At 57.4% G+C, this 26,984-nt stretch carries 17 protein-coding genes and 3 pseudogenes; 9 read left to right on the top strand and 11 right to left on the bottom strand.

The features are described from left to right. Positions 1-60 precede the first annotated feature (60 nt). Together HZS55_RS14515 and HZS55_RS14510 are read left to right on the top strand one after the other, a co-directional pair. Positions 61-2,994 carry a LamG-like jellyroll fold domain-containing protein gene (locus HZS55_RS14515; protein ID WP_179908317.1) on the top strand — a complete coding sequence of 978 codons (2,934 nt, stop codon included), beginning with the start codon at positions 61-63 and terminating at the stop codon, positions 2,992-2,994. Positions 2,995-3,115: 121 nt separating this feature from the next. Then, a complete protein-coding gene (locus HZS55_RS14510) occupies positions 3,116-5,254 on the top strand; it encodes an alpha-L-arabinofuranosidase C-terminal domain-containing protein (protein ID WP_179908316.1) in 2,139 nt (712 codons plus the stop codon). A 107-nt stretch (positions 5,255-5,361) separates the two neighbouring features. Here HZS55_RS14510 and HZS55_RS14505 read toward each other — a convergent pair whose 3' ends face one another. From HZS55_RS14505 to HZS55_RS22655, 4 genes and pseudogenes are all read right to left on the bottom strand, one after another. Further along, entirely contained in the window at positions 5,362-7,116 is a 1,755-nt protein-coding gene (locus tag HZS55_RS14505) for a glycoside hydrolase family 2 protein (protein WP_179908315.1), read from the bottom strand. 105 nt (positions 7,117-7,221) lie between these two features. Beyond that, positions 7,222-8,268 carry a D-xylose 1-dehydrogenase Gfo6 gene (gene gfo6 / locus HZS55_RS14500; RefSeq protein WP_246308268.1) on the bottom strand — a complete coding sequence of 349 codons (1,047 nt, stop codon included), beginning with the start codon at positions 8,266-8,268 and terminating at the stop codon, positions 7,222-7,224. A gap of 101 nt (positions 8,269-8,369) precedes the next feature. Beyond that, on the bottom strand, positions 8,370-9,146 hold the full coding sequence (locus HZS55_RS14495) for an IclR family transcriptional regulator (protein ID WP_179908313.1): 777 nt from the start codon (positions 9,144-9,146) through the stop codon (positions 8,370-8,372). A gap of 1,252 nt (positions 9,147-10,398) precedes the next feature. Continuing rightward, positions 10,399-10,526: pseudogene (locus tag HZS55_RS22655) on the bottom strand (site-specific integrase); the annotation flags it as partial. Between the two features lie 270 nt (positions 10,527-10,796). On the opposite strand from HZS55_RS22655, the gene HZS55_RS14490 reads away from it, so the two are divergent. Then, the gene (locus tag HZS55_RS14490; RefSeq protein ID WP_179908312.1) at positions 10,797-12,734 is read left to right on the top strand and encodes an archaea-specific SMC-related protein; all 1,938 of its coding nucleotides are present in this window, start codon (positions 10,797-10,799) and stop codon (positions 12,732-12,734) included. A gap of 434 nt (positions 12,735-13,168) precedes the next feature. Here HZS55_RS14490 and HZS55_RS14485 read toward each other — a convergent pair whose 3' ends face one another. After that, a complete protein-coding gene (locus HZS55_RS14485) occupies positions 13,169-15,346 on the bottom strand; it encodes a hypothetical protein (protein WP_179908311.1) in 2,178 nt (725 codons plus the stop codon). A 26-nt stretch (positions 15,347-15,372) separates the two neighbouring features. Then, positions 15,373-15,939 (bottom strand): annotated as a pseudogene (locus tag HZS55_RS14480) (IS5/IS1182 family transposase); the annotation flags it as partial. A 68-nt stretch (positions 15,940-16,007) separates the two neighbouring features. Here HZS55_RS14480 and HZS55_RS14475 point away from each other — a divergent pair. Both HZS55_RS14475 and HZS55_RS14470 read left to right on the top strand, forming a co-directional pair. Further along, positions 16,008-16,802, top strand: a pseudogene (locus tag HZS55_RS14475) (tryptophan--tRNA ligase); the annotation flags it as partial. Between the two features lie 133 nt (positions 16,803-16,935). Further along, the gene (locus HZS55_RS14470; protein WP_006825259.1) at positions 16,936-17,499 is read left to right on the top strand and encodes a maltose acetyltransferase domain-containing protein; all 564 of its coding nucleotides are present in this window, start codon (positions 16,936-16,938) and stop codon (positions 17,497-17,499) included. A gap of 50 nt (positions 17,500-17,549) precedes the next feature. Here HZS55_RS14470 and HZS55_RS14465 read toward each other — a convergent pair whose 3' ends face one another. After that, positions 17,550-18,371, bottom strand: coding sequence for an IS5 family transposase (locus HZS55_RS14465; RefSeq protein WP_006825258.1), 822 nt, complete (start codon positions 18,369-18,371; stop codon positions 17,550-17,552). A gap of 172 nt (positions 18,372-18,543) precedes the next feature. On the opposite strand from HZS55_RS14465, the gene HZS55_RS14460 reads away from it, so the two are divergent. Further along, on the top strand, positions 18,544-19,017 hold the full coding sequence (locus HZS55_RS14460; RefSeq protein ID WP_049915093.1) for a redoxin domain-containing protein: 474 nt from the start codon (positions 18,544-18,546) through the stop codon (positions 19,015-19,017). 127 nt (positions 19,018-19,144) lie between these two features. Here HZS55_RS14460 and HZS55_RS14455 read toward each other — a convergent pair whose 3' ends face one another. Continuing rightward, complete coding sequence (locus HZS55_RS14455; protein ID WP_006825256.1) at positions 19,145-19,594, bottom strand: universal stress protein; 450 nt, start codon at positions 19,592-19,594, stop codon at positions 19,145-19,147. A 273-nt stretch (positions 19,595-19,867) separates the two neighbouring features. Between HZS55_RS14455 and HZS55_RS14450 the strand changes: the two genes are divergently transcribed. Beyond that, entirely contained in the window at positions 19,868-20,728 is an 861-nt protein-coding gene (locus tag HZS55_RS14450) for an IS5 family transposase (protein WP_179908310.1), read from the top strand. 2 nt (positions 20,729-20,730) lie between these two features. On the opposite strand, the gene HZS55_RS14445 is transcribed toward HZS55_RS14450, so the two are convergent. After that, entirely contained in the window at positions 20,731-21,156 is a 426-nt protein-coding gene (locus HZS55_RS14445) for a hypothetical protein (RefSeq protein ID WP_179908309.1), read from the bottom strand. A 155-nt stretch (positions 21,157-21,311) separates the two neighbouring features. On the opposite strand from HZS55_RS14445, the gene HZS55_RS14440 reads away from it, so the two are divergent. Next, positions 21,312-22,145: an IS5 family transposase gene (locus tag HZS55_RS14440; RefSeq protein WP_179908308.1), complete on the top strand. Its 834-nt coding sequence runs from the start codon at positions 21,312-21,314 to the stop codon at positions 22,143-22,145. Between the two features lie 20 nt (positions 22,146-22,165). Here HZS55_RS14440 and HZS55_RS14435 read toward each other — a convergent pair whose 3' ends face one another. Next, positions 22,166-22,672 carry a hypothetical protein gene (locus tag HZS55_RS14435; protein ID WP_179908307.1) on the bottom strand — a complete coding sequence of 169 codons (507 nt, stop codon included), beginning with the start codon at positions 22,670-22,672 and terminating at the stop codon, positions 22,166-22,168. A gap of 336 nt (positions 22,673-23,008) precedes the next feature. On the opposite strand from HZS55_RS14435, the gene HZS55_RS14430 reads away from it, so the two are divergent. After that, on the top strand, positions 23,009-25,177 hold the full coding sequence (locus HZS55_RS14430) for a type B DNA-directed DNA polymerase (RefSeq protein WP_179908306.1): 2,169 nt from the start codon (positions 23,009-23,011) through the stop codon (positions 25,175-25,177). 139 nt (positions 25,178-25,316) lie between these two features. Here HZS55_RS14430 and orc4 read toward each other — a convergent pair whose 3' ends face one another. After that, a complete protein-coding gene (orc4, locus tag HZS55_RS14425; protein ID WP_179908305.1) occupies positions 25,317-26,549 on the bottom strand; it encodes a DNA replication protein Orc4 in 1,233 nt (410 codons plus the stop codon). Between the last annotated feature and the right edge of the window lie 435 nt (positions 26,550-26,984).

Genomic DNA, 26,984 nt, shown 5'->3' with positions numbered 1-26,984 from the left:
ATAGACGGGAGCGATCAGCGGACGGACACTTCCGCACTGCCGGTCGATCGCCGTTCGTTCATGGCGAGTGTGGCGGCCATCGGCGCGTCGAACGCTGCCGTCTCAAGCGTCCACGCCGCACAGCGCGAGAGCGGTACGGACGCCTCAGAGTGGGAACCGGCGGCCGTCCCGTTTGATATGGCCACGCCGTGGTACGACGAAATTTCGCCGGACACCGTCCACGACAAGTATCCGCGCCCGCAGCTCGTCCGCGACGACTGGCAGAGCCTCAATGGCGTCTGGGAGTTCGCGGGCGCGAGCGAGGGCGAGTCGGCGCCGATCGGTCAGGAACTCGGCGAGAACATCCTCGTCCCATTTCCGCCTGAGTCCTCGCTCTCGGGCATCCAGCGCCACGAAGAACGGATGTGGTACCGGACCACGTTCTCCGTCCCGAACGAGTGGCTCATGCCGACGGCGCATCCGGGCAAGGGGGTCGACAACAACCCCAACTCGAAACGGCTCTTGTTGCACTTCGAGCGGGCCGACTGGGAGGCGACGGTGTACGTCAACGGCGAGGAGGCGACCACCCATCGCGGGGGCTACGATAGCTTCAGCGTCGACGTGACCGAACACCTCAGCGAAGAGGGCGAACAGGAACTCGTAGTTGGAGTCTACGATCCGACGGATACCGGTACGCAACCCGTCGGCAAACAGGAGGTCGCCCAGGACCGTGACATCTTCTTCACCCCCTCGTCGGGCATCTGGGACTCCGTCTGGATGGAGCCCGTCCCCGACAGCAGCATCGACGGCCTTGACCTGACGCCGAACGTCGAGGAGGAGCGACTGGAGATCACCGTCGACGCGTCCGAGGGGACGACCGCCAGGGCGACCGCATTCGATGGCGATCGGGAAGTTGGCAGCGTCACCGGTCCAGCGAACGAGGCGCTCGAACTCCCGATCCCGGATCCCCGCCTGTGGTCGCCCGAGGACCCGTTCCTCTACGACCTCGAAGTGGAACTGTACAAGGGCGAGATGTGCGGGCAGTCGGACGGTAACGGCGAGGAAGCCGGCGGAGAAGCGAACGACAGTGCCAGCAGCCGCGCTTGCGGTCGGGTGGTCGACGCAGTCGAGAGCTATTTCGGCATGCGTTCGGTCGACAAGCGGTCCATTCGCGGCGTCGTCCGGCCGACCCTGAACGGCGAGTTCGTCTTCCACAACGGCATCTACGACCAGGGCTACTGGCCCGACGGCATCTACACACCGCCGACGGACGAGGCACGCAAGTACGACCTAGAACTGGCGAAGGACCTCGGCTTCAACGCCTACCGCAAACACATCAAGATCCCCTCGAAGCGGTGGTTCTACTGGGCGGACAGGGTCGGGCTGCTAGTGTGGCAGGACATCCCGAATCAGCCCCTGGGACAACCCGTCCGGAACGAGAACGCACAGGAACAGTTCCGGTCGGAACTGCGGGACATGATCGCCCAGAACGACAATCACCCGTCGCTCGCCGTCTGGGTCCCCGTCAACGAAGGCTGGGGGCACGGCAAGACGAACTACGACCGGATCCGTTCGACGACCAACTTTGTCCTTGAACTCGACGGGGAGCGCCTGATCGATAGCCTGAGCGGCATCGATACGATGTTCGTCGATGGCGAGATCGAGGGCGACATGCTCGACTATCACAACTACGGGCAGGTGACGCCGCTACCGGAGTCCACTGACACCCAGATGTCGGTCGTCGGCGAGTCGTCGGCGGGTTGGACGCCCATCAAGGGCCACCAGTGGGACGACAGCGACCCGAGCGGAAACACGCCCGAAGTGCTCGTCGAGAACCTGATCACCCGCGCCGAGAACAACCGCCACTACATGACGGAGGACGGATTCAGTGGCGCCATCAACCTCCAGACGACGGACACGGAGTACCACTATCAGGGTGTTGTGACCTACGACCGCGAGGTGTTCAAGCCCGACCTCGTCTCCGATAACGCTGTCTCCCGGATCCGGGCGGCGAACCAGGCGCTGATCGACGCATCGAAGGAGATCGACCAGCGCCCGTACTTTTCGCTCGATGTACCGACATCGATCAGTGCTGACGAGACATTCGAACTGGCCGTGACGCTCACGAATCCCGAACGCGAGGAGGACGGTTCGTTCGCGGCTACGAACGTTGAACTCGGCGTGAGCGAGCTACCGGACGGCTTCGAGACCGAGACCCAGACCGCGACGGCGTTCGACGTGATCGGCGAAGGGTTGTCCGAGACTGCCCGCTGGGAGATCACCGCGGACAGCGATACCGTCGACCCCGGCGTCTACGAGTTCATCGTCGAGGCATCCTTCGAGTACGACGGCGAGACGATCACGGTCACTGAGACGGCCGAGAGCGAGATCGAGGCCAGCGAACCCAGACTGGTCGGGTCGTGGTCGTTCGACAGCGGCAGCGGCGACACGGCCGCAGACGGCGCCGGCGGCAACGACGGAACGCTCGTCGGGGACCCAGAGTGGGTCACCGGAACGGTCGGATCCGCGCTCGCCTTCGACGGGAGCGACGACTACGTCGACACGAACGCGAACGTCCTGGACACAACCGAAGACTACAGCGTCGCGGCGTGGGTGAAACTCGACGACGCCAGCGGCTTCCAGACGGCCGTCAGCCAGGTGATGGGCGACGGCGCCGCCTTCTTCCTGCAGTACCTCGGTACCGAAGAGAAGTTCGCCTTCAGCTTCTCCGGCGGTCGCGCGTTCGGCGGTCCCACTGTCGAATCCGGACAGTGGTATCACGTCGTCGGCGTGCACGACACCTACGAGGGGAGAGCGAAGCTCTACGTCGACGGCGAACGGGTCGCGGCCATCAACCGCGAACCGACGACGAGCAACGGCGACCTGCTCGTCGGGCGCGCGACGGTCGGTGGCAACCCCGTCGACTTCTGGAACGGAACGATCGACGAAGTCCGCGTCTACCAGTCGTCGCTTGACGACGCGGCGGTCCGCGACCTCTACGAGTCAGGACAGTAGCGAATCACCTTCGCCCACCTCTCCGGCCCATGTCTGCCGGACCGTACCGCGTCCGGATTGCACGACGATAGATAACCAAGCAATGGGAAACATATTTCACCACCGATGCTGAGCGTTGCGTATGGTCGATAGCGACCTGTTAGTTCATACTGAGACCGACGATCCGTCGGCGGCGCGTATCACCGTCGACGCGAACCAGCGAGCCGATTTCGATGTCGAACCGAAGCTCTTTGGGAAGTTCTGTGAACACCTCGGTAACAACATCTATCAAGGAAAGGAAGCCCAGATCCTGTTCAACCCCACATTCGGAGAATGGCACTTCCGTGGTGTTGAGCGACGCCCCAGTGGCGGCTTCGTCAGCGAGAGCGACCGCGAACGGATCGAAGAAAAAATCCAGAATCACAGTCGACCGCTCGCGTATCCGCCCGAGACGGACCCGGATGCACTCTTCGCGGCTTACGAAGACGCACTGGCGTTCGGCTGGCAGCCAGCGGGTGACGTGCTGACGAGTCCCGCCACCGGTCCGAGTGGCAACCGGGCCCAACGGATCCAGATTGACGCCGCAGGCGACGGCGTTTTCCAGGAGACCCGGCTCCCCTTGCATCGAGTGAACGACTATGAATTCAGAACGCAACTGCGGGCGGCCGACCCGACGACAGCACGGATCGCTGTCGTTACGGACGAAACCGTCTACGATGAGATCGCACTCGAGGTGGGTACCGAGTGGGCGACGATAGAAGGAACACTCGAATTGCCGGACGATGTCGACCCGGATGGCGTCTATGAGATAAAACTCACCGCTGACGATCCGGCCGACCTCGTCGTCGAGCGGTTACTACTCTATCCCGGTGACCATGTCGATTACGCTGACCCCGAAGTCGTCGAGTACCTCCGCGAGTCAGACCTACCGTTGCTGCGCTGGCCCGGTGGTAACTTCGTGTCAGGCTACGACTGGCGCGACGGGGTCGGCCCGGTCGACGAACGTCCCGAGCGTATCAACCCGGCATGGGATGGGCTCGAACCGAATCTCTTCGGTACAGCCGAATTCGTACAGTTCTGCCGGCATGTTGGCTGTGAGCCATCGATCTGCGTCAACGCCGGTGACGGCACTCCCGAAGAGGCTGCGAAGTGGGTTGAATACTGCAATGGCGACCCCGAAGAAACCGAAATGGGGGCACTCCGGGCGGAGCACGGCTATCCCGAACCGTTTGATATCACGTACTGGGAAATCGGTAACGAGCTCTGGGGGAAGTGGCAGGTCCACTGGACGACGCCGCAGGGCAACGCGGACCGTTACCACGAGTTCCGCGAGGCCATGCTTGAAGCCGACCCCGACATCCTCGTCACTGCGTGTGGCGTCGTCGCCAACGAGGATCGTCCGTGGAATCAGGTCCTCCTTGACGAGTGTGGTGAAGATGTCCGCGCTATCTCTTCACACCCTCTCGCCGGCGGCCAAGTCGACGGCGAGACGGATCCCGACGAACTGTACCACGCGTTCATGGGCTACTCCGATCAGCTCACCGACCAGTACGCGGAATTGGAGAAACAGATGCGTGAGGCGGGTGTGGAAAATCCCAAGCTCGACGTGACTGAACTCCAGCTGTTCGCCAGCTTCAATCCCGGTGCCGAGGGGGCCGGGCGCATGGATGCCGATGACACCGATTACGCGGGCGAATCACTTACCCCCGAGACGATGCCAACACCGACGACGATCAGCGAAGCGATCTACAATGCCTGCATGCGCCACGACCTGATCCGTCTCGGCGAGTTCGCGGAGTTACTCACCCATTCGGCCACGGTCAACCATGGCGGCGGTCTTCAGAAGGAAGGCGAACGCGTCTGGGCCGACCCATGTCACTACGGGCGCTCGATCGGGACTGTCCAGGCGGGCGCAACGCCCGTCACTGTTGAACTCGAATGTGACTCGATCATCACCGAGACTTCCTTCCGCGAGATTGACCCCGTAGACGTACCTTCGATCGACGCGATGGCGACCGTCGACGACGGGACGCTCAGTGTCGTCGTCGTCAATCGTGCCAGCAGAGGCGAGCCAGTGTCCATCGCGCTCGACTTCGACGGGTTCGAACCTGCGAACGAGGCGACGCTCACGACCCTTGGAAGCGACGCACTATACGACGAAAACACTCGCGAGGAACCGGAGCTAGTGACGCCCGACGAGGATACGCTCTCCGTCGCCGACGGTGCTGCCTTCGATCTCCCCTCCTATTCGATGGCTCGCATCGACTTCGAACGAGCGTAATCCCCGACTCTGCGTTCGTCCTCTCCCTGCGACGGGATACGTACCGTCGCAGGGGAAACTAGTTTCGACAATTGGATCGGGATATCCAGAGATGGAGTCAATTGCAGTTACTCTGCCGGGTGCTCCTGTCGCTGGCGACAGGCCGACTGCTCGAAGGCGGCGATCTGCTCGTTAATCTCACGGATCCGTGCTGGATCGAACTTCGGTTCACGGTCGTAAGTGTAGAGCCCGTTGGCCTCCTGTTCGATGTCGTACAGCTGCGTGTAGCAAAATGCCCACATGTCCTCGTTGCCGAGCAGGGTCTCGACCATATTCCGGTAGCGCTCGAAGAAATCCGCCTCACCGTCGGGCCGATCACCGTAACCCCACCCGTCGTCGGCGTCGGGATTCCACCAGATGCCTCCGAACTCGCTGACGTAACTCAGATCCTCGCTCCACGCGACGGGGCTGTGTGATCCCTTCTTGACAGGGCCGTCGATCTCGCTGTAGGACTCAGCGAATGCCTCGGGATCCTGTATGTAGTCATGCGCGTCCTCGAGGTCCGTTTCAACGTGGACCCAGCCGCTTGTATCGATGACGGGCCGCGTCGGATCGAGAGCCTTGGTCGTCCGGTAGATCGTTCTGATGAGGTCGTCGTCCTGATCGGGTTCTGTCTCGTTGAACGGCGTCCAGCCGACCACCGACGGGTGGTTGTAGTCACGTTTGACGACTTCGATCCATTCCTGCAGGAACGGTCCGAGCGCGTCAACACTCTCGTGGTCGATGCCCCAGTTGGCGTGTTCGTCCCAGACGAGATAACCAAGCCGGTCGGCGTGATAGAGGAAGCGCGGCTCGAACACTTTTTGATGGAGACGGGCCCCGTCGAATCCCATTTGTTTGGCAATCTCGATGTCCTCGATCAAGTCGTCGTCGGAGGGTGCTGTGTAGAGACCGTCCGGATAGTAGCCTTGATCGAGTACGAGACGCTGGAAACGGGGTTCACCGTTGAGATAGACGCAGTCATCACCTAGTGTCACCGACCGGAGACCGAAGTAGCTCTCGACCGAGTCGATTGTCTCGCCGTCGGCAACGAGTTGGAGATGCAGATCGTAAAGATTCGGTTCCTCGGGCGACCAGCGGTGAGTCTCATCCACGCTCAGCGTGAAACCAGCGTAACGACCGTTGGTTACAACCGTGACCTCGCCGACTGATTCGCCGTTGAACGTCGCCGTGGCATGGATTCTCCCATCAACAAGCTCTCCGCTGAGTGAGACATCGACATGGACAGCATCGTTCTCAGGATCTGGTTCGATCTGTAGGTCGTCGACGTGGGTTTCTGGAACTGGTTCGAGCCAGACCGTCTGCCATATCCCCGTGACGCGGGTGTAACGAGCGCCCTCAGGTTCGTACTCTTGGCTTTGTTTGCCCGAAGGTTGAATGGGCGAGCAGGTATCATCTTCAGCACAGATCGTAACGGCGTTGACTCCAGGTTCGGCAGCTTCGGTGATGTCGACGCTAAATGGGGTGTACCCGCCACGATGGCTCCCGACGGATTCGCCGTTTACCCAGACCTCCGCTTCGTAATCGACCGCCCCGAAGTGGAGTTTGATGCGCCCATCGAACCATTCTACTGGGATATCGACCTCGCGACGATACCACACTGCGTCCATGAAGTCGGTGTAGCCGATGCCCGACAGTTCGCTTTCCGGGGCGAACGGGACTGTGATCTCTCGGGCAAGCCTTTCTTTCTCGGGGAGACCCCGCTCACGTCCGCTTGCACCGTGATCGATCTCGAACTCCCACTGGCCGTTCAAGTTCTGCCACTCTTCTCGACGTAGTTGCGGCCGAGGATACTCGGGGCGTGGCTGGGACTCAAGATTCACACTCTGTGCAGAGGTGGTATCGTCCTTAACTGTTTCCTTCGGACGTGAGTTATTGTTTACAGTTTAGGATGGATTCATCAACTCGAATCGCCACGAGCGGACAAGTCAGAGTTCAATAGTATCGTCCCTTTCGGCGGATTCGTAGATCGCATCGATGATCTCGAGGTCACGAACGCCTTCGTTCCCATCAGGAGTAGGAGCCATTCCTGTTTCGAGACACTGGGCGAAGTAGTCGAATTCTTCGACGATCTCATCACCCCATTTGGCCACCAACTCGGTCGTCTGGTCGTCTTTCAGGATCTCAACTGTCCGGTCTCGAGCCACATTGAACGCTGGGGAGACGCACACCGTGGCGTCGGTCCCGACGACTTGAAATTCTGTCTTCGGTTGGGCCTCGAAGCTTGCCTGCCCGTGAACGGTGATGTCACCAGGGAATGTGAGTTGGAAAGTAACGTGCTCGTCGACCTCCATGTCTCGCGGACTGGCCGTGCAAGCAGTGACTGCCTTCGGTTCCGCGTCAAGGACAAACCGGGCCGTATTGAGCGGATATATCCCGATATCCATCGTCGCCCCACCTCCGGCGAGGTCCTCGTCAAACCGCCACTGATCATTCGGAATGTCGATGTCTAAACTCCCGCGTACCGCGACGATATCTCCCAGTTTTCCGTCGCGAATCCACTCACGAAGCCGTCGGGTAACCGGTTCGAGTTGCATACGGTAGGCAGTCATCAGCGGGACGCCGGCTTCGTCGCACACGTCTCGCAGTTGTCGTGCACGTTCTGACGTGGCTTCGAGAGGTTTCTCACATAGCACGGGTTTTCCGAAGTCTGCCGCTGACTCGGCGTACTCTAAGTGCAACGCATTTGGCGTGCAAATGTACACGGCATCGTACTCCGTGAGCGCCTCACCGTCGTGGAACTCATCGTACGAGAGGATCCGCTCAAGATCGTACTCCGTGACGAGGCGTTCCCCAGTCTCAGGCGTCCCAGTGACGCCGACGGTCGCTGTACAGTAGTCGGTTTCTGAAATCGCTGGGAGGACAACATTCTCGGTGAAACCACCGAGACCGACGAAGGCGAACCTAACGGTCGTGTCGGTTCCTGAGTCCCAGTCGCGGTGCGCCACTTCGTTACGTGCGATATCCTGCAACACAGCCAGATAATCCGGATCAGAGAACATAAAGATAGGCAAGCCAGCGATCCACTTTCGACTCACCCAGTACGGTCAACAACTCAAGAATTGGCGAACATAGTTCAGTGGTGTTCGAGCCGTAGTTCGATGTTCTCGACTGTCGTCTGCAGCAGTTCCAGAATAGTTTCCTCATCCTGCTCGATTCCGGCTTTCGGGCCCGACACGCTGATCGAACCCAACACGTCGTTTTCGAACAGGATGGGGAGACCAATCCCTTTGATGTGCCCGAACTCCTCCTCGTCGTTTACCGCATATCCCCGTTCTCGGACGGTTTCGAGCTCCTTGCGGAGGGTTTCCTCGTCGGTGATTGTCTGGTCAGTGAACGCTTCGAATTCTGTATTCGATAACATCGAAGATAGCCGGTCCTCGGTAACAAATGCCAAGACAGCTTTTCCAAGTTCCGAGCTGTGAACGTCAACGTCACCGCCAGAGTAATTGCCCGTGCTGATATCCCAATCAGTCTTAGAGAAGTCAGCGAGAAATACGTCTTTGTCCTCCAGAATCGCGAGGTGGGACGTAAGCCCTCGTTCACTGATCTCCTCGCGGAGTTCATTGGTCAGTTGACTGATCTCCGGCATCGACTCCTCATAGGCAGCACGTCGTCGTCGGGCAAGCCCGCCATATCGGAGGATTTTCAGGCTCAAATAATAACCAGCCTCGTTCCGTTTGACGAACCCGAGTGCGATTAGTGTTTGAAGGTAATCGTGTGTGGTACTTTTTGCGAGATCCACGTTATCGGCGACCTCTCCCAGCCGAGAATGGCCGTTCTCGTGAAGACAGTCGATAATATCGAACACTCTCTGGGCGGTTTTGATCTGTCGGTTGGATTGTGGAGTCATCTTGCGTAAATATCATGCTTTTCCATTTATAATGATTTCGCTCGCTGAGTTTGGTTCATTTAGAATGTGATGACCAAATCAATTGGTTGCTTCGATAATATCGAACTAGAATGTTTCACCGTAACATGCCCTCTGCAAACCGTCTCATGAAAGCGTCGTCCCGGAGGAATCTGGTTGGAACCGGCAATTGATCGATATCACTCCACCATCCGTGATTCGACCAAATCTACCACCATTACATTGTTATACTTGTAATGCTAATTGTTGAAGTTTGATGGGCGGGCGACCGATGAACTTCTAAAAACAATATCACTATCATCGACTCGATTAACACATTGGTTCCCGAGAAAACAGTATAGGCACGCTCGCTGAGGAACGCAATGATGAGGGGCTCAGTTCGCTTCGGGAGGTACGGATGGGAGAGATCCGCTTGTTTAGTAGAACACTTCGAATAGTATTCAGATCATCCGGTCGTCGCTCTATTGGCCGAAGGCACTACGATACCGGTCGAAGGCTAACCCCGGATCACAGAGCACTGGAATCCTCCGTGGCCATCTAAAATTACATATTCATGATTGTAATTTTGTCCGCACCCACAGCTAATACCCCAACAGAGTCTGACGCAAGATCCGCCCTTTTCGGTGGTCATACCGGTTGGTAGATGGATACTCAGCCCCCATTCACTCAGTTGCGCCTAACAAATCCTCTTTCGCTACTATCGATCCCAATTTTGGGTGAACGATCCAACGCTCGAAGCGATCAGTAGGGAAAAAGAGTTCCCTGTTGAGAAGCCGAATTGGGTCAACAGGTGGTTCGATATTTTCGAATCATAGGATATCGTCTTCGACTGAAACTGCTTAAGAGTGTCAGAATAAATTGATCCGGGTATCATCCTCCTTTTCAATAAGCCGCAGTTTCCATCTGTGCTGCGGCCCCACGTGTTGGACATTAAGTACTGAGACCCAGCGCGGTTGATGTTCTCTCACATATGACACGTAGGCTGTCATCGATCTCGATGCCTCAATCACTTCGCAGCTATTCCGCTTGATCTCGTACTATTGGCACGGTACGGCCCACCCAACTCTGTTCACGATACCAGTTGGATCCCCTGATGCCGACTGTCTAGTCTTCGAAATCCAGACGGAAGTAGAACTTCCTTTCTCTCTCATGCTGGCCGTGTCATTTAAACATAAAATGTGAGAGTCAAGATTTCTTGCTGGTCTATGGCAGAAATCGCCCGCCTCACCGGTCATAGAGAGTCGTGTTTCGGATGGTCGATGTCGATCTCTGCAGTCTCGGAGAGTCGCTGAAGAATCGATCGTACGCCGTCGTGATCGACGGCGACAGAATATCCTCATCGAACGCCAGCAGAAGGTCCCGAACGCCGGTCTACACTGTGCTTTCGACAGGCGACCCGTAAATCGGGGTATTGTTTAGTCGCGTGAATTCACGGTCATGAGCGGCTGATACTGATTTCAATGTTTCGGGCAACGCATTTCAGGATGAGATTGCAGAACTACCCGAATCATATAATTTGTTTAATTTTCATAAAGGTAATGGCTGATGGGTGGCTATATACGCAAGTCTCAAACTTTTTAAGACCTAATCCGGAAGTAATGTTTATCTGGAACTATTAACCACAATCAAATAATGAGTACACCACTTTCAGCAACGGATCCCGTTCAACTTTCCATTGAGAATATCGGTGGCATCGATGAATCCTCAGTTTCCTTTTCATCCGGTGTTACAATCCTGGCTGGCCGGAATGCGACGAATCGAACCTCGTTCCTACAGGCATTGATGGCTGGATTGGGCAGCGAGAACGTCTCGATCAAGGGTGACGCAGACGAAGCCCATGTCGAGTTGACCATCGGAGATGAGACGTATAAACGAACGCTCACCCGAACTAACGGCGGCGGTGTCTACGCTGACGGCGATGCGTTTCTCGACAACCCGGAGTTGGCTGACCTATTCGTATTCCTATTGGAGTCCAACGAAGCGCGCCGAGCTGTCGAACTTGAAGAGGGTCTTCGCGAACTCATTATGCGCCCTGTCGACACAGCGGCTATCGAAGCCGGGATCGAGGAGCTCCAAGACCAACGGAATGACGTCGAACGACAGCTTGAGAATCTCGATTCGATGCAGCGGGAACTACCTACGTTGGAACAGCGCCGACAGGACCTCAAGCAGGAAATCGAAGAGAAAGAGGCTGAACTCGAAGCGACCAAAGAAGCCATCGAGGATGCTGATCAGGACCTCAGTGCCACGCGCGATCAGAAAGACGAGCTTGACGACGCGCTTGAATCATTCCGCGAAACGCGGGGTGAGCTCGAAGACACACGATATAATCTTGAGATGGAGCGCGAGAGCATCACCGCCCTCGAATCGGAACTCGACGACCTGGAAAGCGAATTAGACGAGCTCTCGGAAACCCCAATGGCCGGCGTCGATGAGGTAGCCGACCGACTTGACGAATTGCGTTCACAGCGCGCGGATATTGACGATGTGACTAACTCCCTCCAGAAGGTTATCCAGTTCAACGAGGAAATGCTTGAGGGGGCGGATTCAGATGTCGTAGCCGCACTTCGAGACATGGACGACCCCACTGACAGACTAGTCGACGAGCAGGTTGTCTGCTGGACGTGTGGGAGCACTGTCGAAAGCGACATCATCGAAGAAACGCTTGACCGACTCCGTGACCTCCGTAGCGAGAAACTTCAGGAACGCCGTGAGATCCAGTCCAAGATGGACGACCTGAAAACAGAGAAGGCGACCTTCGAAGAGCAACAACGCCAGCGTACGCAGTTGGAAGACCGGATCGAACAGATCCAATCGGAACTTCGAACGCGGCGCGGTCGAGTCGAAGAACTCGAGACCGAGCGCGACCGTCTCGAAGCCGAGATCGACGAACTCGAAGCGGAGGTCGAAACCCTGGAAGACGAAACTCAGAGCGACCTGCTCGACCTCCACCGCGAGGCCAACCAGTTCGAGTTCGAACTCAACCAACTCCAAGATGACTTCGGCCAGGTCACTTCCGAGATCGACCGTATCGACGAAGAACTCGAGCGTCGAGACAACTTCAAAGCCCGTCGGGAGGAGATCAGCGACGAAATCGCCGACCTGCGGACGCGCATCGACCAGGTCGAGAGCGAAGCCGTCGATCAGTTCAACGAGCACATGGAGACCGTGCTGGAGATCTTGAGCTACGAAAATTTGGAGCGGATCTGGATCGAGCGCCGCCAAGAGACGGTTTCACAGGGGGGACGGAGTGTCGAACAATCCGTCTTCGAATTGCATGTGGTCCGCAGTACGGCAGACGGAACTACCTACGAAGATACTGTCGACCACCTCTCGGAGTCTGAACGGGAAGTCACGGGGTTAGTCTTCGCGCTCGCGGGCTATCTTACCCACGACGTTTACGAGACCTGTCCGTTCCTCCTGATGGACTCGATCGAGGCGATCGATTCCGACCGCATCGCCCGCCTCGTTGAGTACGTTGCCGACTATGCCGAGTACGTCGTCGTCGCTCTCCTCCCTGAGGATGCCCAAGCCCTCGATGAGGAATATGAGAGGGTGACCGAGATATGAACTGCATGCCCAACTAAAAAATTTCAATCGGATGATTTTATAGTTTTTCGCTGTAAACGAAGTAAAATATCCACCAGAGCTACCGGCCAGATCACCCACCTAGGTGACCACTGAAGGATTCAGGAAGTCTCGATTAATCTGTGGGCTGGTAGTTCAGACACTTCCAGTAGACGAACGACATCCCGGCGACGGTCACGGCGATAACGGCGAAGGAAAAGCCGCTGACGTAGTACACCGGGGGGACGGGGAGAAAGTGGGGAACACGAGCGCGAGCAGAATCACGAAGACGAGTTCGACGACGAGCAAGATCCGGATCACCGGCATCGCCTAGCACGCCAGCGACCAGAACGGATGTGGCATGTGTTAGAGTATCAAGCTACCGGACGAAAAAATCCGTCAGGTTTCTGCTACATCTGCGGCTGTCCGTATCGCTTTCACGGCCGGCGCGTGAACTTCGCGAACGACGCCGGCGGGAGTTCAAGTCGCCTGTCGTCGAGGGGGAACGTCTCGACCACGAAGGCGTCGGGTTCTTCCCAAGACTCCTGGGCCAAGAACGGGTCGTCGTCGACTGGACGATACAGCGTCACCGCGACGCTCCCGGCGTCGCCGGCAAATTCGATTTCCGTATCGTAGCTCTCTCGAAGCGAACCGTTGGTCGCGAAGGTGTGGCTCGTCCCGTTCTCGCTGACGATAGTCACGGCGTCAACGAGAGCAACGTCATCGGCCGCCATGCTCCAGTTACCCGTTTGCAGGAAGGGGCGCTCGGGACTGTCAACGCTCGTGTCGGTGACGGTCCACTCGCTGTCACTCTCTAGCAGCGGATCGGCCATCTCGCGCTGGATGTACGCACCGGGGTGGGGCGGTGCCGGCCCGCGGGGGTCGGGATGCGGATACAGGGTGTAGTCCGTCCAGTGGCCCATCTCGACGTGGTCCCCGTGGCGGATGAACGTCTGGAAGGTCTTTGCGGCGTAAGCGGCGTGAGCCATCGTCCCCATCTGCGCGGACGGCCAGTCGTCATTGACCGCGGGGCCGAGGTTCCACTCGCCGATCGTGAGCCGACAGTCGGGCACGCCGTGTTCTGTAGCCAGTGCTTCGACGTCGGAGAGCAGGCGATCGTAGACCTGCGGAAAGTTGACGAGCACTTCGTTGTAGCCGACGGGGTCCTCGTCGTGGTCTTCGAGCCACGCCTCGCGTGACTCCGCCGCATCGCCCTTGATCCCGGCGGTGTATCGGTGTAGGTCGATCCCCTCGATGGCGTCGCCCGCCGTCTCGAAGAGTACCTCGTTCCAGATCGGTGGTTCGCCCTCGCGACTGTCCTCAGTGTCGCCGTCGTGGACGCTGGTGAACCAGGGGTCGATCGCGGTCGCGTCGATTTCGATGTCGGGGTCGACCGTCCGCATCGCGTCACAGTACTCGACGTATCCCTCTGCGTAGGTCGCGGCGTCGGTGTTGCCGACCTGCCAGTACCCCCAAACCTCGTTTCCGATCCCCCAGTAGGTCACGTCCCAGGGCTCCTCGTAGCCGTGTTCTGCGCGTAGCGCTCCCAGTTCCGTCTCGTCGGGGTCGCCGTTCACGTACTCGACCCAGTTGGCCGCTTCTTCGGGGCCTGTCGCAGACCAGAACGGTACCGTGATGTACGGCTCGACGTCTGCCAGTTCGCAGAAGCGCAGCCACTCGTTGGTACCGAGGTAGTTAGGCTCCAGTCCACCCCAGTTGACGATGGGAATGACCGGTCGATCCTCGACCGGACCGACCGTGTCGCGCCAGCGGACTTGACTCGCGTAGTTGCCGCCCGGCCAGCGGATCGTCGTCACGTCGAACTCCTGCAGGAGTTCGATCGTCGTTGGGTTGTAGATCCCCTCGACCGCGTCGGCCGGGATCAGCGTCGACCAGTCGAGATCGAGGTGTCCCGACCCCTCGGCCGTGATCGTCAGGTCGTACGTGCCGTATCGGGGCTCGCTGTAGCGATCGGTGGTTGAGGTGGCAAGTTCGAGCGTGGCTTCCTCACGGTTCCACGAATCCGTCACCGGAACTGTCTCCGACGCCAGCGTCTCGCCGTCGAGGGCGGTCAGCGCGACTGTGCACTCGTCCACGCCCTCGCCGCGAACGGTCACCGTCACGTCGAACGTCTGGACGCGCTGGTCAGGCAACGCCACGCGCTGGAAAACGCCGGCAGCGACGTCGCCGTCTACACTCCCATCGTTCCTGCCGTGGAGTAGGACCCGCTGGAATCGCGACTCCGTGACGCCCCCGGGGACCGGAGCGAACTCCTCCGGAACCTCCGGCCCTCCGTCAAGTGCGTCGTCGCGGTGGCGACCGTGGACCCCTCCTCTCACCTGCTCGTACGTCGCATCGCTATCGACGGGCTGCCACGGGTAGGCGACTCCCTCATGTTCTGCGACATTCTCGAAAACGATGCCCGCCATCGGCCCGTCACCGGAGCGGTTCCACACCTCGAAGGAGCCGTTCCGGAGATAATCCTCGTAGACGCCCGGGTAGATGGCGCTGTCGAGATGTTCCTGGAACTTACCGAAGAGCAGCGGCGAAACGCTCCACTCTCCCGTGTCGTCGGTATCGACAGCTATCGAGACTGCTGGTGCTTCTCGACTCATACTCTAACGGTTGCCGGCTCGTTGCTTAATTCTACCGGCGAGAGATTCCGTTTGACCATCTGCCAGCCGATCTTGGAATCATACGGTTGTTTCATCGAACAATGTATATCAAGGATCGAACTGGTCTTGTAATCACTGAGGAGCGTCGTTTTCACCACTTCGAACGTATAATTCGTCAGTTTTGCGTAGTGTTGGCTGGCAGCTATCCGATCCATGCCGGTTGCGTCGATCGCCTGAACATCGCCAAGATCGTGCAACTCCGCAGACAGCCACAGCAGGACGCGCCAGATCCGCATTTCGAGGTCCTGTTTGCGCGTACACACGGTCGTAAAATCAGGCAGATCAGCCACCGCTAGGTCGAGTTGACCGACAATTCCATGCATCTCGTGGAGCACGTCTACCAACCGTCGATACGTGTGATCAAGATACTCGCGGAGACCGTGAACTGCCACGATCACCCAGTCTGCGTACCCATTTTCGCCTTCTTCGAACGCTGGATCTGGCTCGCCGACGACGGCTTTTTGAGCTAGCGAAACAACCCGATCAGTGAAGCGGGCGAGTTTGCTGGTCACAAACCCGTCTTCCCGCTTCACTCCCTAGTAAGTTAGACATTTAGCCGCTCTTACTTGCGTCTAAACACGGCCCTCTCGAAGTAATCGGCGCTCACACTCGTGAGAACTTACTCGATCTGCTCGCAGTAGGATTTGATCCAGATCGGACGCGTATCATCGTGGATACAGCGGATGGAGACGTGGTGTATCCCCTCGCAACCGCATTTGCAAAGGCGGTGACCCAATCGACTATCGAGGCAACGTACGGAGAACCTGCGAATATTGGTCTGTCATTCTATCCCGCAGTGCAGGCGACACACCTCCTCCTGCCGCAACTCATCGAGGGCCGTCATCCGACGCTCGTCCCGATCGCAATCGATCAAGACCCCCATATCCGCATCTGTCGGGACATTGCGGACAAACAGCGATACGACGTCGATAAACCGAGCGCGTTGCTCTCGAAATTCCTTCCGAGCCTCGCAGGGCCAGGCAAGATGAGCTCTTCGGACGACGCGCCCAGTATTCTCCTCTCCGACGACAGAGAGGCCGTGTTCGAGAAGATTCGGGCCCACGCGTATTCCGGTGGTCAATCGACCATCGACGAGCACAGAGACCTGGGTGGAGATCCCGAGAGAGACACGTCGTTCCAGTTTCTTTCGTATTTCTTCGAAGCGGACGACGAACGGCTGGAACGACTCGCCCAGGAATATCGTGATGGATCGCTGTTGAGTGGTGAACTCAAGGATATCGCGGCAGAGAACATAGCTGATTTTCTCGAACGTCACCAAGAACGACGAAGGCAGTTGGGGTCACTCGTGGATGAGTTACCAGCGTACAGATTGACCGATGCTGAGCGAAAGCGGGCTCGCCAACGAGTCGGATTTCTAGATGAGGAGCTGTTTTAGAAAGGCTGGCTCTGTTGAAATACTTTTCTTCAGATAGGTTCCCATTTGAAACAGCAGATCGATGAGAGATGTGAACTGAACGACCTTTAGCAGACTCGAAGGGTTCTATTGAGACGGCTTCGCAGTAGCAGGCATGTGTAGAGAGAAGGAGAAGATGGTGGACGGAGAGCTATACGACCCGACCGACCCCGAGCTTGTGGCCGACCGGAACCGTGCACGGGAGCTCACGCGGCGATACAATGACACCAGACCTGACGAACAGACTGCCCGACGAGAAGTACTCGAAGACCTCCTCGGCTCAGTCGGTGCCGAGTGTCAGATAGAACCGCCATTTCGCTGTGACTACGGCTACAATATCCAGCTAGGGGAGAACTTCTATGCGAACTTCGACTGCGTCGTTTTGGACGCGGCACGAGTGGAAATCGGCGGTAACTGTATGATCGCACCCGGTGTCCACATCTACACCGCGACTCATCCGCTCGATGCCGCCGAACGAATCAAAGGGCCGGAGTACGCGAAACCGGTCACGATCGGTGACAACGTCTGGATCGGTGGACAGGCGGTCGTCAATCCTGGCGTAACTGTTGGAGATGACAGTGTCATCGCGTCCGGTGCAGTCGTGACTGAGGACGTTCCCGACGAGGTGGTCGTACAGGGCAACCCCGCGAGCGTAGTCAAAGAACTGAACGCCGACTAAGGCCACGAGAATCCGACCCCTGTGATACGTGCAGTTCCTGTATTGACCGTTCAGAGTGATCGGTCGATGTTGTGACTGAGACAGGCGATGGTGAGTTCACGGAACTGCTTCCACCAGCGTCGTGACCGGACAAACGCACCGTACTTCCGCTTGAGAGTTGAGTTAACTGTCTCTGATTGACTCCGCTGGCCGTAGAGATCAGTGTCTAAGCGTGCGTTCCATGCCTTATGGAGTGACGTGAACTCACGGTACTTAATCAGTGGCCGAACCTCGTGTTGCCGGGTAAGTCGCCTGATTTTCTGGTCGTCGTAGCCCTTGTCACCGAGCAGAATGTCAATATCCTCGGGGTTGCGCTTGATCAACGACGGAGCGATCTGGCTATCGTGTTTCCGAGTCGTCGTCACGTGTAAATCGAGAATCGCGTTTACCTTCGCATCGACCAGCAACGTCACTTTGAGCTGCTGAATCGTAAGTTCAGCGCGTTTTGTGTAGTGTTTCGAAGCGTGACTGCGGTCAAACCCTGACGCATCAACGCCAACAACTCCGCTCGTCGGAAGTAGCGTCGTTGAGAGAATCAATATGATACGCCATACGGCCATATCAAGTCGGTTGAACGCCTTACAGAGCGTTGATGGCGTAGGAAGCTCAGCTAGCCCAAGAACACGACGGATACGTGGCATCTCGATTAATTCGTCAAGCAGGCCACGATAGGTCGTGTTCTTCCGAACTTTGAGACACAGCAGAACAACGTGTTGGGGAAGTGTATAACGGTGTTTAGAGAATTTAGAGGAGTATCGAGAGACCGCTCGACGCGCCAGATGAATCGCCTTCTCAGTAAAACGGAGAATCTGCGACTTCGGGAGGGCCTTCATCTCGTCAAATTACACAGCGAACATGTAACTCTTTGAGGATTTCAACAGAGCCGAAAGGCTGTATCATTGCTCTTATGGTGCACAATCTGGGGTTTGGATATGGGTTCGGTTTGAGTTCTTGAAACCGTTCGGCCAAGGGTTTAGGGCGCTTCCGCATTTAAATAGATCTGCTATGGTTTCAACAGGAGATACTGCGCCGAATTTCACAGCGACGTACCGAGGAAGCGAACATGAGACATTCGAACTTGTCGAGCATCTTGGAGAGGGTCCTACCGTATTAGCGTTCTTCCCCGGGGCGTTTACACCTCCGTGTTCGAACGAGATGGTAGCCCTCCAAGAACGTCTCGATGAACTTCAAGATGCGGGAGCGACACTCTTCGGCATCAGCGCCGATTCATCATTCTCTCTTGGAGCGTTCGCAGACGAGTACGATCTCGAGTTCGACCTCGTCAGTGATATGGGGGGCGAAGCGATTCCGGAATACGACCTTTCAATCGACATCCCAGACTTAGGCCTGTACGGTGTCGCCAACCGGGCTGTGATCGTCCTTGACGAAGATCGGACTGTGGCCTACAGGTGGGTAGCTGAAGATCCGACGAACGAACCAGACTACGATGAACTCATCAAGGCCGTCGAGGCAGTCTGACAAACAGCGGCTCCGTCAGTTTGAACCACATAATTTGAGTTGAGTAATCACTGTGAGTAGAATGTTTCTATGATATCCTCCCAAGACTCAGGAATTGTAGTTTTATCAAAGTACATACAGAATTCGTTTATTCATCGACTTCCGTTTTCACGACGACTGTCGGTCGGGTGGTTAGCCGAAGCACGCGTTCGGTTACACTTCCGAGTAGCGCGCGGTATTCCGCTGGCCGGTGTTTCGTCCCGAGGACGACCATATCGATATCCTGTCGATCCCCATACTCGAGTATCGTTTCGACGGGATGTCCGTGTTTTACTGCCGCGATCATCTCGACCTCACTGTCTTCCGCACTCCTTCGGACCTCCTCGATTGCCTCCTGTCCGCGTTCTTCGAGCCCATGTTCGGGTCCCTCTGCCTCGTCGACGTACTCATCTCCACTGTATGCCGTGTAGATGCTCTCGTCGACGACGAAAAGCGCATGAAGGGTAGCATCGTGCATCTCGGCGAGTTCGATCGCATGGGATTCCGCGTTCTTCGATGCAATCGTGCCATCCGTGGCGAGTAGAATCTGGTCGTACATAGAGCAACGTTCGTTCAGCTAGCCGATAAGGATGGTCATCGCAACGAGTCGACGAATTGGACCGAAACGCTGTTAATCACTCTTTTTGGCGAGAACGATCAATGCAGTACTATCGGCCTGTGCTGCTGGCGCTACTTCACGCGTCCCGTCGAACTGGACGACATCTCCCGACTGTACAATATGAGACTCCCCATCGAGTTGCAGATCGATCTCACCTGAGATGGCCGTGTTTAGGCGCTAGTAAGAGCGGCTAAATGTCTAACTTACTAGGAAGTGAAGCGGGAAGACGGGTTTGTGTCCAGCAAACTCGCCCGCTTCACTGATCGGGTTGTTTCGCTTGCGCAAAAAGCCGTCGTCGGCGAGCCCGACCCAGCATACGAAGACGGCGACGGCGGCTACGCAGACTGGGTGATCGTGGCGATTCACGGCCTCCGCGAGTACTTAGATCACACGTATCGGCGGCTGCTGGACGTGCTGCATGAGATGCACGGGATTGTCGAAAAACTCGACCTAGCGGTGTCTGATCTGCCTGATTTTACGACCGTGTGTACGCGAAAGCAGGATCTCGAAATGCGGATCTGGCGCGTCTTGTTGCGGTTGTCGGCGGAGTTGCACGATCTCGGCGATATTCAGGCCATTGACGCAACTGGCATGGATCGGATAGCTGCCAGCCAGCACTACGCAAAACGGACGAATTACACGTTCGAGGCGGTGAAAACGACGCTTCTCAGTGATTGCAAAACTGGTGCGATCCTAGATATACATTGCTCGATGAAACAACCGCATGATTCCAAGATCGGCTGGCAGATGGTCAAACGGAATCTCGACAAACTGAACATTCTTACTGCCGACAAAGGCTACGACTGGTGGCTGCTTCGCCAAAGATTACGGGCTGAAGGCGTTAAACCGGTGATTAAGCACCGCGAATTCGGCTGGCACGGCATCGCCAACAATGTCTTGCTCGATGATACAACGTACCATCAACGCTCGAACGCCGAATCCACGTTTTTCGCGCTTCGCCGCAAATACGGCGAGGTCGTTCGCGCTCGAACGTGGTTCGGACAGTTCCGAGAACTCGTTCTGAAATGTGCTGTCAGAAACATCGAACTGAGCGTCAGCCACTCACAACCGTGAAATCAAGCGTCTAAACAAGGCCTCTCCTTCTGGAAGAAGTCTGAATCAATGTGAAGGATTGATGAGAACTCCTGTAGCTGATCCCCGATTTTGACGCGGATCTCGACGGGGTGATCCGTCTCTTCATCTGGTTCGTCACTGTCTTCTTGATGGATTTCACCGATGCGTATGAGTTCAGAGACGCCATAGGCCAAAGTCGGGGTGTGTATGTCTGCGACTACTCCATCCAGATCAAGGTCCTCAGCTGTCAGAGAATCCTTTCCACCACCATAGTATGGATACAGTGTTTTCTGTATTTCAACGCCCTCAGGTAGTTCATTTTCTAGGATCTGGTCGTATTCATATATCGTGACATCTTGATGGATTTTCTGGGTGATGTTGTTTTTCAATATGCTGTATGCTTCCTGGTCGGTCTCGTCGGTCAGCACCAGTGTAACAACTTTCCAATAGACAAACATTACGCCAAGAATAGTGACGGTGAAAAATATAGCAGGTAGATTCGGATTAATCTGCTCTATTGAACCCGCAGACGGCGAGCGGATAGCGTCGCTCTGAAGGTGGAAGCGAAGCGGAGAGAGGAAATGTGCCTAAGATCCTCTTCCGCTTCGTTAAGCAAGCGGCGTCGCTCGCTCAAAAGCGCTGTGCTGCCAGCCCCACGGCGGTGGTGAGTGACCCGGCTGGCAATGGATTTGCCGGCTGGAAGCATCTCACGCTGCATTTTTTGCGAATTCACATGGACGCAGCCTTCGAAGAAATCGTCGATTGGGCCAGCGAGATGGATCGCGTTCGCGCCGTCTTGCAGTTGGCCAGAACCGAATTCCCGGCACCCTCGACGCTATGGCGGTCGTTCCAGCGGGTGCCAACTCGTGTCTGGCGCCAACTGCTCGCCCGGTCGGCGGCCAGATGCGATCCGGGCGAGCACGGTGCCCTGGATGCCACGTTTTTCGACCGCGAAGCGGCATCCAGTCACTACGTCGATCGCTCGGATCGCCACATACGAACGCTGAAAACGACGGCCCTGGTCGATACGGAGTCGTGTGCCGTCCTCGACCTCCACTGCTCGGCACACTGGCCTCACGATACACAGGTGGGCCGTCGGGTAGCGCTGCGCAACACCGACGAAATTGAGAGTCTCGCCGGGGACAAAGGCTACGACGACCAATCACTGCGGGACACCCTTCGTTCAGAGGGTGTCCGACCGCTGATCAAACACCGGCTGTTCGCGCACTACGACCATGCCCACAACGCGCGGTTGGACAGCGAACTCTACGGGCAGCGCTGGATGGCCGAGAGCGCATTCTCGGCCATCAAACGCCGATACGGGTCCGCTGTCGGGCCGAGCGCCTGGTACCGCCAGTTCCGTGAACTAGTGCTCACCGCCGCTGTCTATAACCTCGAACAAGCCATCAAGAAGTGATCCCTACGCCCTCCGTGGATTCAATAGAGCAGATTAATCCAATCTGTTCGGAGACCCGGATACAGGACCAAAATACCGATAATCAGGCTCCCAAGAAGTGAGTAAACGAGGATCGGTAGCACCATCGATTTCCGCAGGAACTGTTCTAACGCACCCTCAACAAGGCGGCTTCGTGAAACTATCTCAAGGAGAAAGACTAGAACGACGAAGCTGAGCCCGATTATCGTTGCATGGGTTTGCCACACAGTGCTGACAGCAAACCAGCTGGGGGTGGCGAACGGGGAGATATTCACTGCGGCAGTGAGAAGAAATGTACCAATCAACAGTAGAAGCGCTGTGGCTGATGTATATCGTCGCTCATAGAGGCCGTAGATGGTCTGTTTTAGTTCCTCTCTGCTGGCCCACGGTTTCGTCTCGGTGTTTCTCTGCAGTAATATGGAACCTCGATATGGGAAGAATCCTAGCCGGCGATAGACAGGTTTGAGCAGGCCTGTCAGTTTGAGAACGATCCATCGGCGTTTCCGCATTAAATATGGTTTTCTGATGAGTGCCCAGTAAGTTTTCGGAAAGTACTGGAACCCACTCTAACGTCTGATTCATCGGAAGATGGTGGACACAGATAGTCCTCCTCTGTATTCAACATCCTTTGTCAGGTTTTGAATAAATTAGCAGACTGGGTTAGCGGTATCTCATATTAGAAAGCAGACACGGATTTGGGAACGCATTCCGGAAAGGTACAAAACGGAGAAACAGACGGCATAGGGTCTGTTGCGCGTTCATGAGCAAATTTTCTGAATTCTGGAAATGACACGCCACCGCCTATTGACCGGCGACTCATGAAGTTTGGTAGAGAATGATCCAAAATGTCATTCAGTATTGGCTTCCTGGACGACGGCCGTGTCCTGGAGTGGGAGACAACCGCCGACGGCGCCGTCGCGACCGAGCACGAAGACTACTCGCCGCGCTTCTACGTCGCCGCTCGCGACCCAGCGTCCGACCTCGACCTCACGACCCTCCAGTCGGTGTACGACCAGCACCCGGATGTCGTCGCGACCGAGATGGTTGCGCGACGGCCGGGCTTTCGACGAGACGAGGAGGCCGTTCTTGCGGTCGACGTTGCCCACATCGACCGTGTCACCCCACTCGCCCGGCAGGCACGCCAGCTGTCGGCCTATCCAGTCGGGGATCTCACCTGTTTCAATGTCGACTTCTCGCGAGAGTTTCGGTACTGTCTGGAGACCGGCGCCGATCCGACGCCGGCGAGCGAGCTGTCGACGCTCCGGCTCAGCGTTCCGGTGACCGAAACGAGCAACGACGTCTATGGGGAGCTGTCCGTCGCCGGCGACACCGTCATCGGCTCGCCGACGGATCTCCTGCCCGCCGTCCAGGGGGCGCTCGACGCACACGATCCAGATGTCCTGGTCTGCTCGACGAGCGAAATCGTCCCGACCCTCCACGAGATGGCGACGGACGCCGGCATCGACGACTTCTCGCTGAGTCGGTGGCCGGACGTCGACTACCAGCAGCTCGCGAGCCGGTCGACGTACTCGAGCTACGGTCGCGTCGGTCACTCACCGGCGCGGTACAACGTGCCCGGACGGGCGATCATCGACGAGTCGAACACGTTCTTCTACGGGGAGACGAACCTCGAGGGCGTCATCGACCTCGTGTCGCGCTCGAAAAAGCCCGTCCAGGAGCTCGCGTGGGCGTCGATCGGGAACGTCCTCACCGCGATTCAAATCTGTGAGGCCCACGACCGCGGCGTCCTCGTCCCGTGGAACTCCTGGCGCCACGAGTTCTACAAGCCGATGGGGACGCTCCACGACGCCGACCGCGGCGGGTTCATCTTTGCCCCCGAGGTCGGCCTTCACGAGAACGTCCACGAACTCGACTTCTCCTCGTTGTACCCGAACATCATCTGTACCCGGAACGTCTCACCGGACGTCATCCGGTGTGACTGCCACGGCGACCGCGACGACGTCCCCGGGCTCGAATACTCGATCTGCGACGACCGGGGCTACCTCGTCGATGTGCTACAGCCAATCATCAACGCACGCGACGAGATCAAGGCGGCCATCCGTCGTGAGAAGGAACGGGACGATCCCGACGAGGACCGCCTGGCTGAACTCGAAGGGCGGTCGGGAGCGCTAAAGTGGATCCTCGTCGCCTGCTTCGGCTATCAAGGGTTCAGCAACGCGAAGTTCGGCCGCATCGAGTGCCACGAGGCGATTAATGCATTCGCTCGTGAGATTCTGCTGACGGCGAAACAGCGGCTGGAAGCGGGCGGCTGGCGCGTCGTCCACGGCATCGTCGACTCCATCTGGGTGACGCCGGACCCCGACGTCGACGACGATGACCGTGAGGACCTCGAGACGCTCGCGACGGCAATCACGGAAGAGGTCGAAATCCGGCTCGAACACGAAGCCCACTACGACTGGGTGGCGTTCGTCCCGCAGCGCGAGAGCGACGCCGGCGCGCTAACGAAGTACTTTGGGAAGGTCGCCGGCGACGACGACTTCAAGGTCAGAGGCATCGAAGCCCGGCAGCGTTCAACCCCGCCGTTCATCGAGGACGTCCAGCGGGACTGTCTCGACCAGCTCGATGCCACGCGGTCACCGGACGCGGTGCTCGGCCGGCTCGAACGAGCAATCGACGAACTGCAGGCAGGCAACGTGGCGGTGGAGCGGCTCGTCGAACGGAACCGTGTCTCGAAGCCCCTGGAGGGCTACTCACAGAATACCCAGAACGTGGCCGCCTTGAAGCGAGCCCGCGAGCAGGACCTGGCAGTCCACCCGGGTCAGGATATCGAGTACGTGGTCGTCGACGACGAGAAATCCTCGCGAGACCGGGTCGCCCTCGTCCACGAGGAGATCAAGACCTACGACGCCTCGTACTACGAGACGCAGCTGGTTCGAGCGATTGAGAGCGTGCTTTCACCGCTCGGATGGGACCGCTCCGACATTCGCCGGGAGCTCTCCGGTGAGAGGGACGCCGTTTTGAGTTCGTTCGGAGCCACCAACGAACTGTCGTAGTGGACCCCACCCCTCGTTTCCGTCGTTTCGATCCAACCCCACGTTTCCGACGTAATTTTCGACCCCCCTCGTTTCCGTCGTTTCCTCACGCCCCACCCCGGATTTCCGTCGTCCGCACCCATTCAGTAGTAGGGGGTTACTACTCGCGAGTCCAGTCCTGCATCCGGCTGTCCTCGAGGATCGTTTCGCGGACGACCTGGGGATCTTCGATGAGTCGGTTCTGGAGGTGGATGCCGCCCGCACTCCCCTTGTTGATCTTCTCGATTTCGACAACCCCGAGGAAGGCTTGCTCTTTCAGGATGTCGCGGAACCGACGGACTGAGAGGATATCCATATCGAGATGGTTGCAGATGCGTTCGTACTGGTCGTACACCCGGCTCGTGAGGAACGCATCGTCATTGCTGTTGACACTCAGTTCCGTGAGCGCCAGCAACGCCGCTTTCGCCTGCGTGGGTGCGCCGTTCACGAGTTCTCTGAACCGGTCCTTTTCGGCGTGTTGCTGTGCCTGGCGGACGTGTTCCTCCGTCACTTGCTCTGCTCCGGCCTCGTAGGCGACCTCGCCGGCGTGGCGAAGAATGTCGATCGCCTTCCGAGCGTCGCCGTGTTCCTGCGCGGCGAAGGCCGCCGAGAGCGGAATCACGTCCTCGGAAAGGACGCCGTCCTGGAAGGCGTCCTCACGGTTGAACATGATCTCCCGGAGCTGGTTGGCGTCGTATGGCTTGAAGAACAGCTCCTTGTGCTGGAAGCTGCTTTTCACGCGCTCGTTCACGTTGTCGACGTACTGGATCTTGTTGCTGATCGCGATGACGCCGACGCTACAGTCGATTTTCCCCGCCTCCTCAGCGCGCGAGAGCTTCATCAGCACGCTGTCGTCGTTCATCAGATCGATCTCGTCGAGGATGATGATCACAGAATCGAATTGAGCGTCGAGCGTCTTCCAGAGGAGTTTGTAGTATTTCGACGTACTGAGGCCGGTATGTGGGACGGAGATTCCAGTCGAAGATTCATCGTTCAGCTTCGCGGCAAGTGAGGAGATCGCCTGAGTCTCCGTGTTGTCTTCAGCACAGTCGATATACGCTGTTCCAATCTTGACGCCATCCTGAGCGGCATTTTGAGCTCGTTGACAGACGTGTTTTGAAACGAGAGATTTCCCGGTCCCCGTTTTCCCGTAGATCATCACGTTCTCCGGGGAGTACCCGTGGACAGCACCGTTGAGACGTTTCGCGAGCTTCGAGATTTCCTCGTCGCGACCGACGATCCGGTCAGCCTCCGGAACGTGGCCGATTTTCAGGAGATCCTTGTTCGCGAAGATGCGATGCCCGGATTCAAAGAGTGGATCGTCGACAGAACTGGGTGAAGAGTCGGGCGTCATTGAATATCACACGGTGTGAGCGGGGGGAGTATAAATCTAGTGGAGAACGCCACCCCACGTTTCCGACGTTCCTTGTCCGATATCAGCGGGAAAATGCCGTAATTCGGTGGAATTGGATTGTTGACAATATAGCCGCGTTTCCGACGTGAGATAGGAAACCCGTAGACGGAAGCGTCGCCTCGATGTCGAATCCCGAACCCACACACCCCACGTTTCCGTCGTAATCACCGAATAGGTGGGGTGGGGACTCGAAGAAAACATCCACGACGAGATACCAAAGACGAGAGCGGCCTAGCCGTCCAATACTGGCCGTCTACAGAAGCAGCTGGAAAGGATCGTTTCATCTGAGGGGGCGAAGTACTTCGCCCCCTCTTTGGTCGAAGTAAACTTAATGAGCTTTTCTCAGCTATACCACTTTAATCTATGTGTTGCAGA

Source organism: Halosimplex rubrum (genome assembly GCF_013415885.1).
Taxonomy (GTDB): domain Archaea; phylum Halobacteriota; class Halobacteria; order Halobacteriales; family Haloarculaceae; genus Halosimplex; species Halosimplex rubrum.
The sequence above is the reverse complement of the archived record's forward strand: the minus strand, read 5'-3'. Positions and strand labels throughout refer to the sequence as shown.

Excerpts from the sequence above, each read along its gene's own strand:
- HZS55_RS14515 (WP_179908317.1), top strand. The coding sequence starts at position 61 with ATGGCGAGTGTGGCGGCCATCGGCGCGTCGAACGCTGCCGTCTCAAGC.
- HZS55_RS14510 (WP_179908316.1), top strand. The coding sequence starts at position 3,116 with ATGGTCGATAGCGACCTGTTAGTTCATACTGAGACCGACGATCCGTCG.
- HZS55_RS14495 (WP_179908313.1), bottom strand. The coding sequence starts at position 9,146 with ATGACTCCACAATCCAACCGACAGATCAAAACCGCCCAGAGAGTGTTC.
- HZS55_RS14490 (WP_179908312.1), top strand. The coding sequence starts at position 10,797 with ATGAGTACACCACTTTCAGCAACGGATCCCGTTCAACTTTCCATTGAG.
- HZS55_RS14485 (WP_179908311.1), bottom strand. The coding sequence starts at position 15,346 with ATGAGTCGAGAAGCACCAGCAGTCTCGATAGCTGTCGATACCGACGAC.
- HZS55_RS14470 (WP_006825259.1), top strand. The coding sequence starts at position 16,936 with ATGTGTAGAGAGAAGGAGAAGATGGTGGACGGAGAGCTATACGACCCG.
- HZS55_RS14465 (WP_006825258.1), bottom strand. The coding sequence starts at position 18,371 with ATGAAGGCCCTCCCGAAGTCGCAGATTCTCCGTTTTACTGAGAAGGCG.
- HZS55_RS14460 (WP_049915093.1), top strand. The coding sequence starts at position 18,544 with ATGGTTTCAACAGGAGATACTGCGCCGAATTTCACAGCGACGTACCGA.
- HZS55_RS14455 (WP_006825256.1), bottom strand. The coding sequence starts at position 19,594 with ATGTACGACCAGATTCTACTCGCCACGGATGGCACGATTGCATCGAAG.
- HZS55_RS14435 (WP_179908307.1), bottom strand. The coding sequence starts at position 22,672 with ATGCGGAAACGCCGATGGATCGTTCTCAAACTGACAGGCCTGCTCAAA.
- HZS55_RS14430 (WP_179908306.1), top strand. The coding sequence starts at position 23,009 with ATGTCATTCAGTATTGGCTTCCTGGACGACGGCCGTGTCCTGGAGTGG.
- orc4 (WP_179908305.1), bottom strand. The coding sequence starts at position 26,549 with ATGACGCCCGACTCTTCACCCAGTTCTGTCGACGATCCACTCTTTGAA.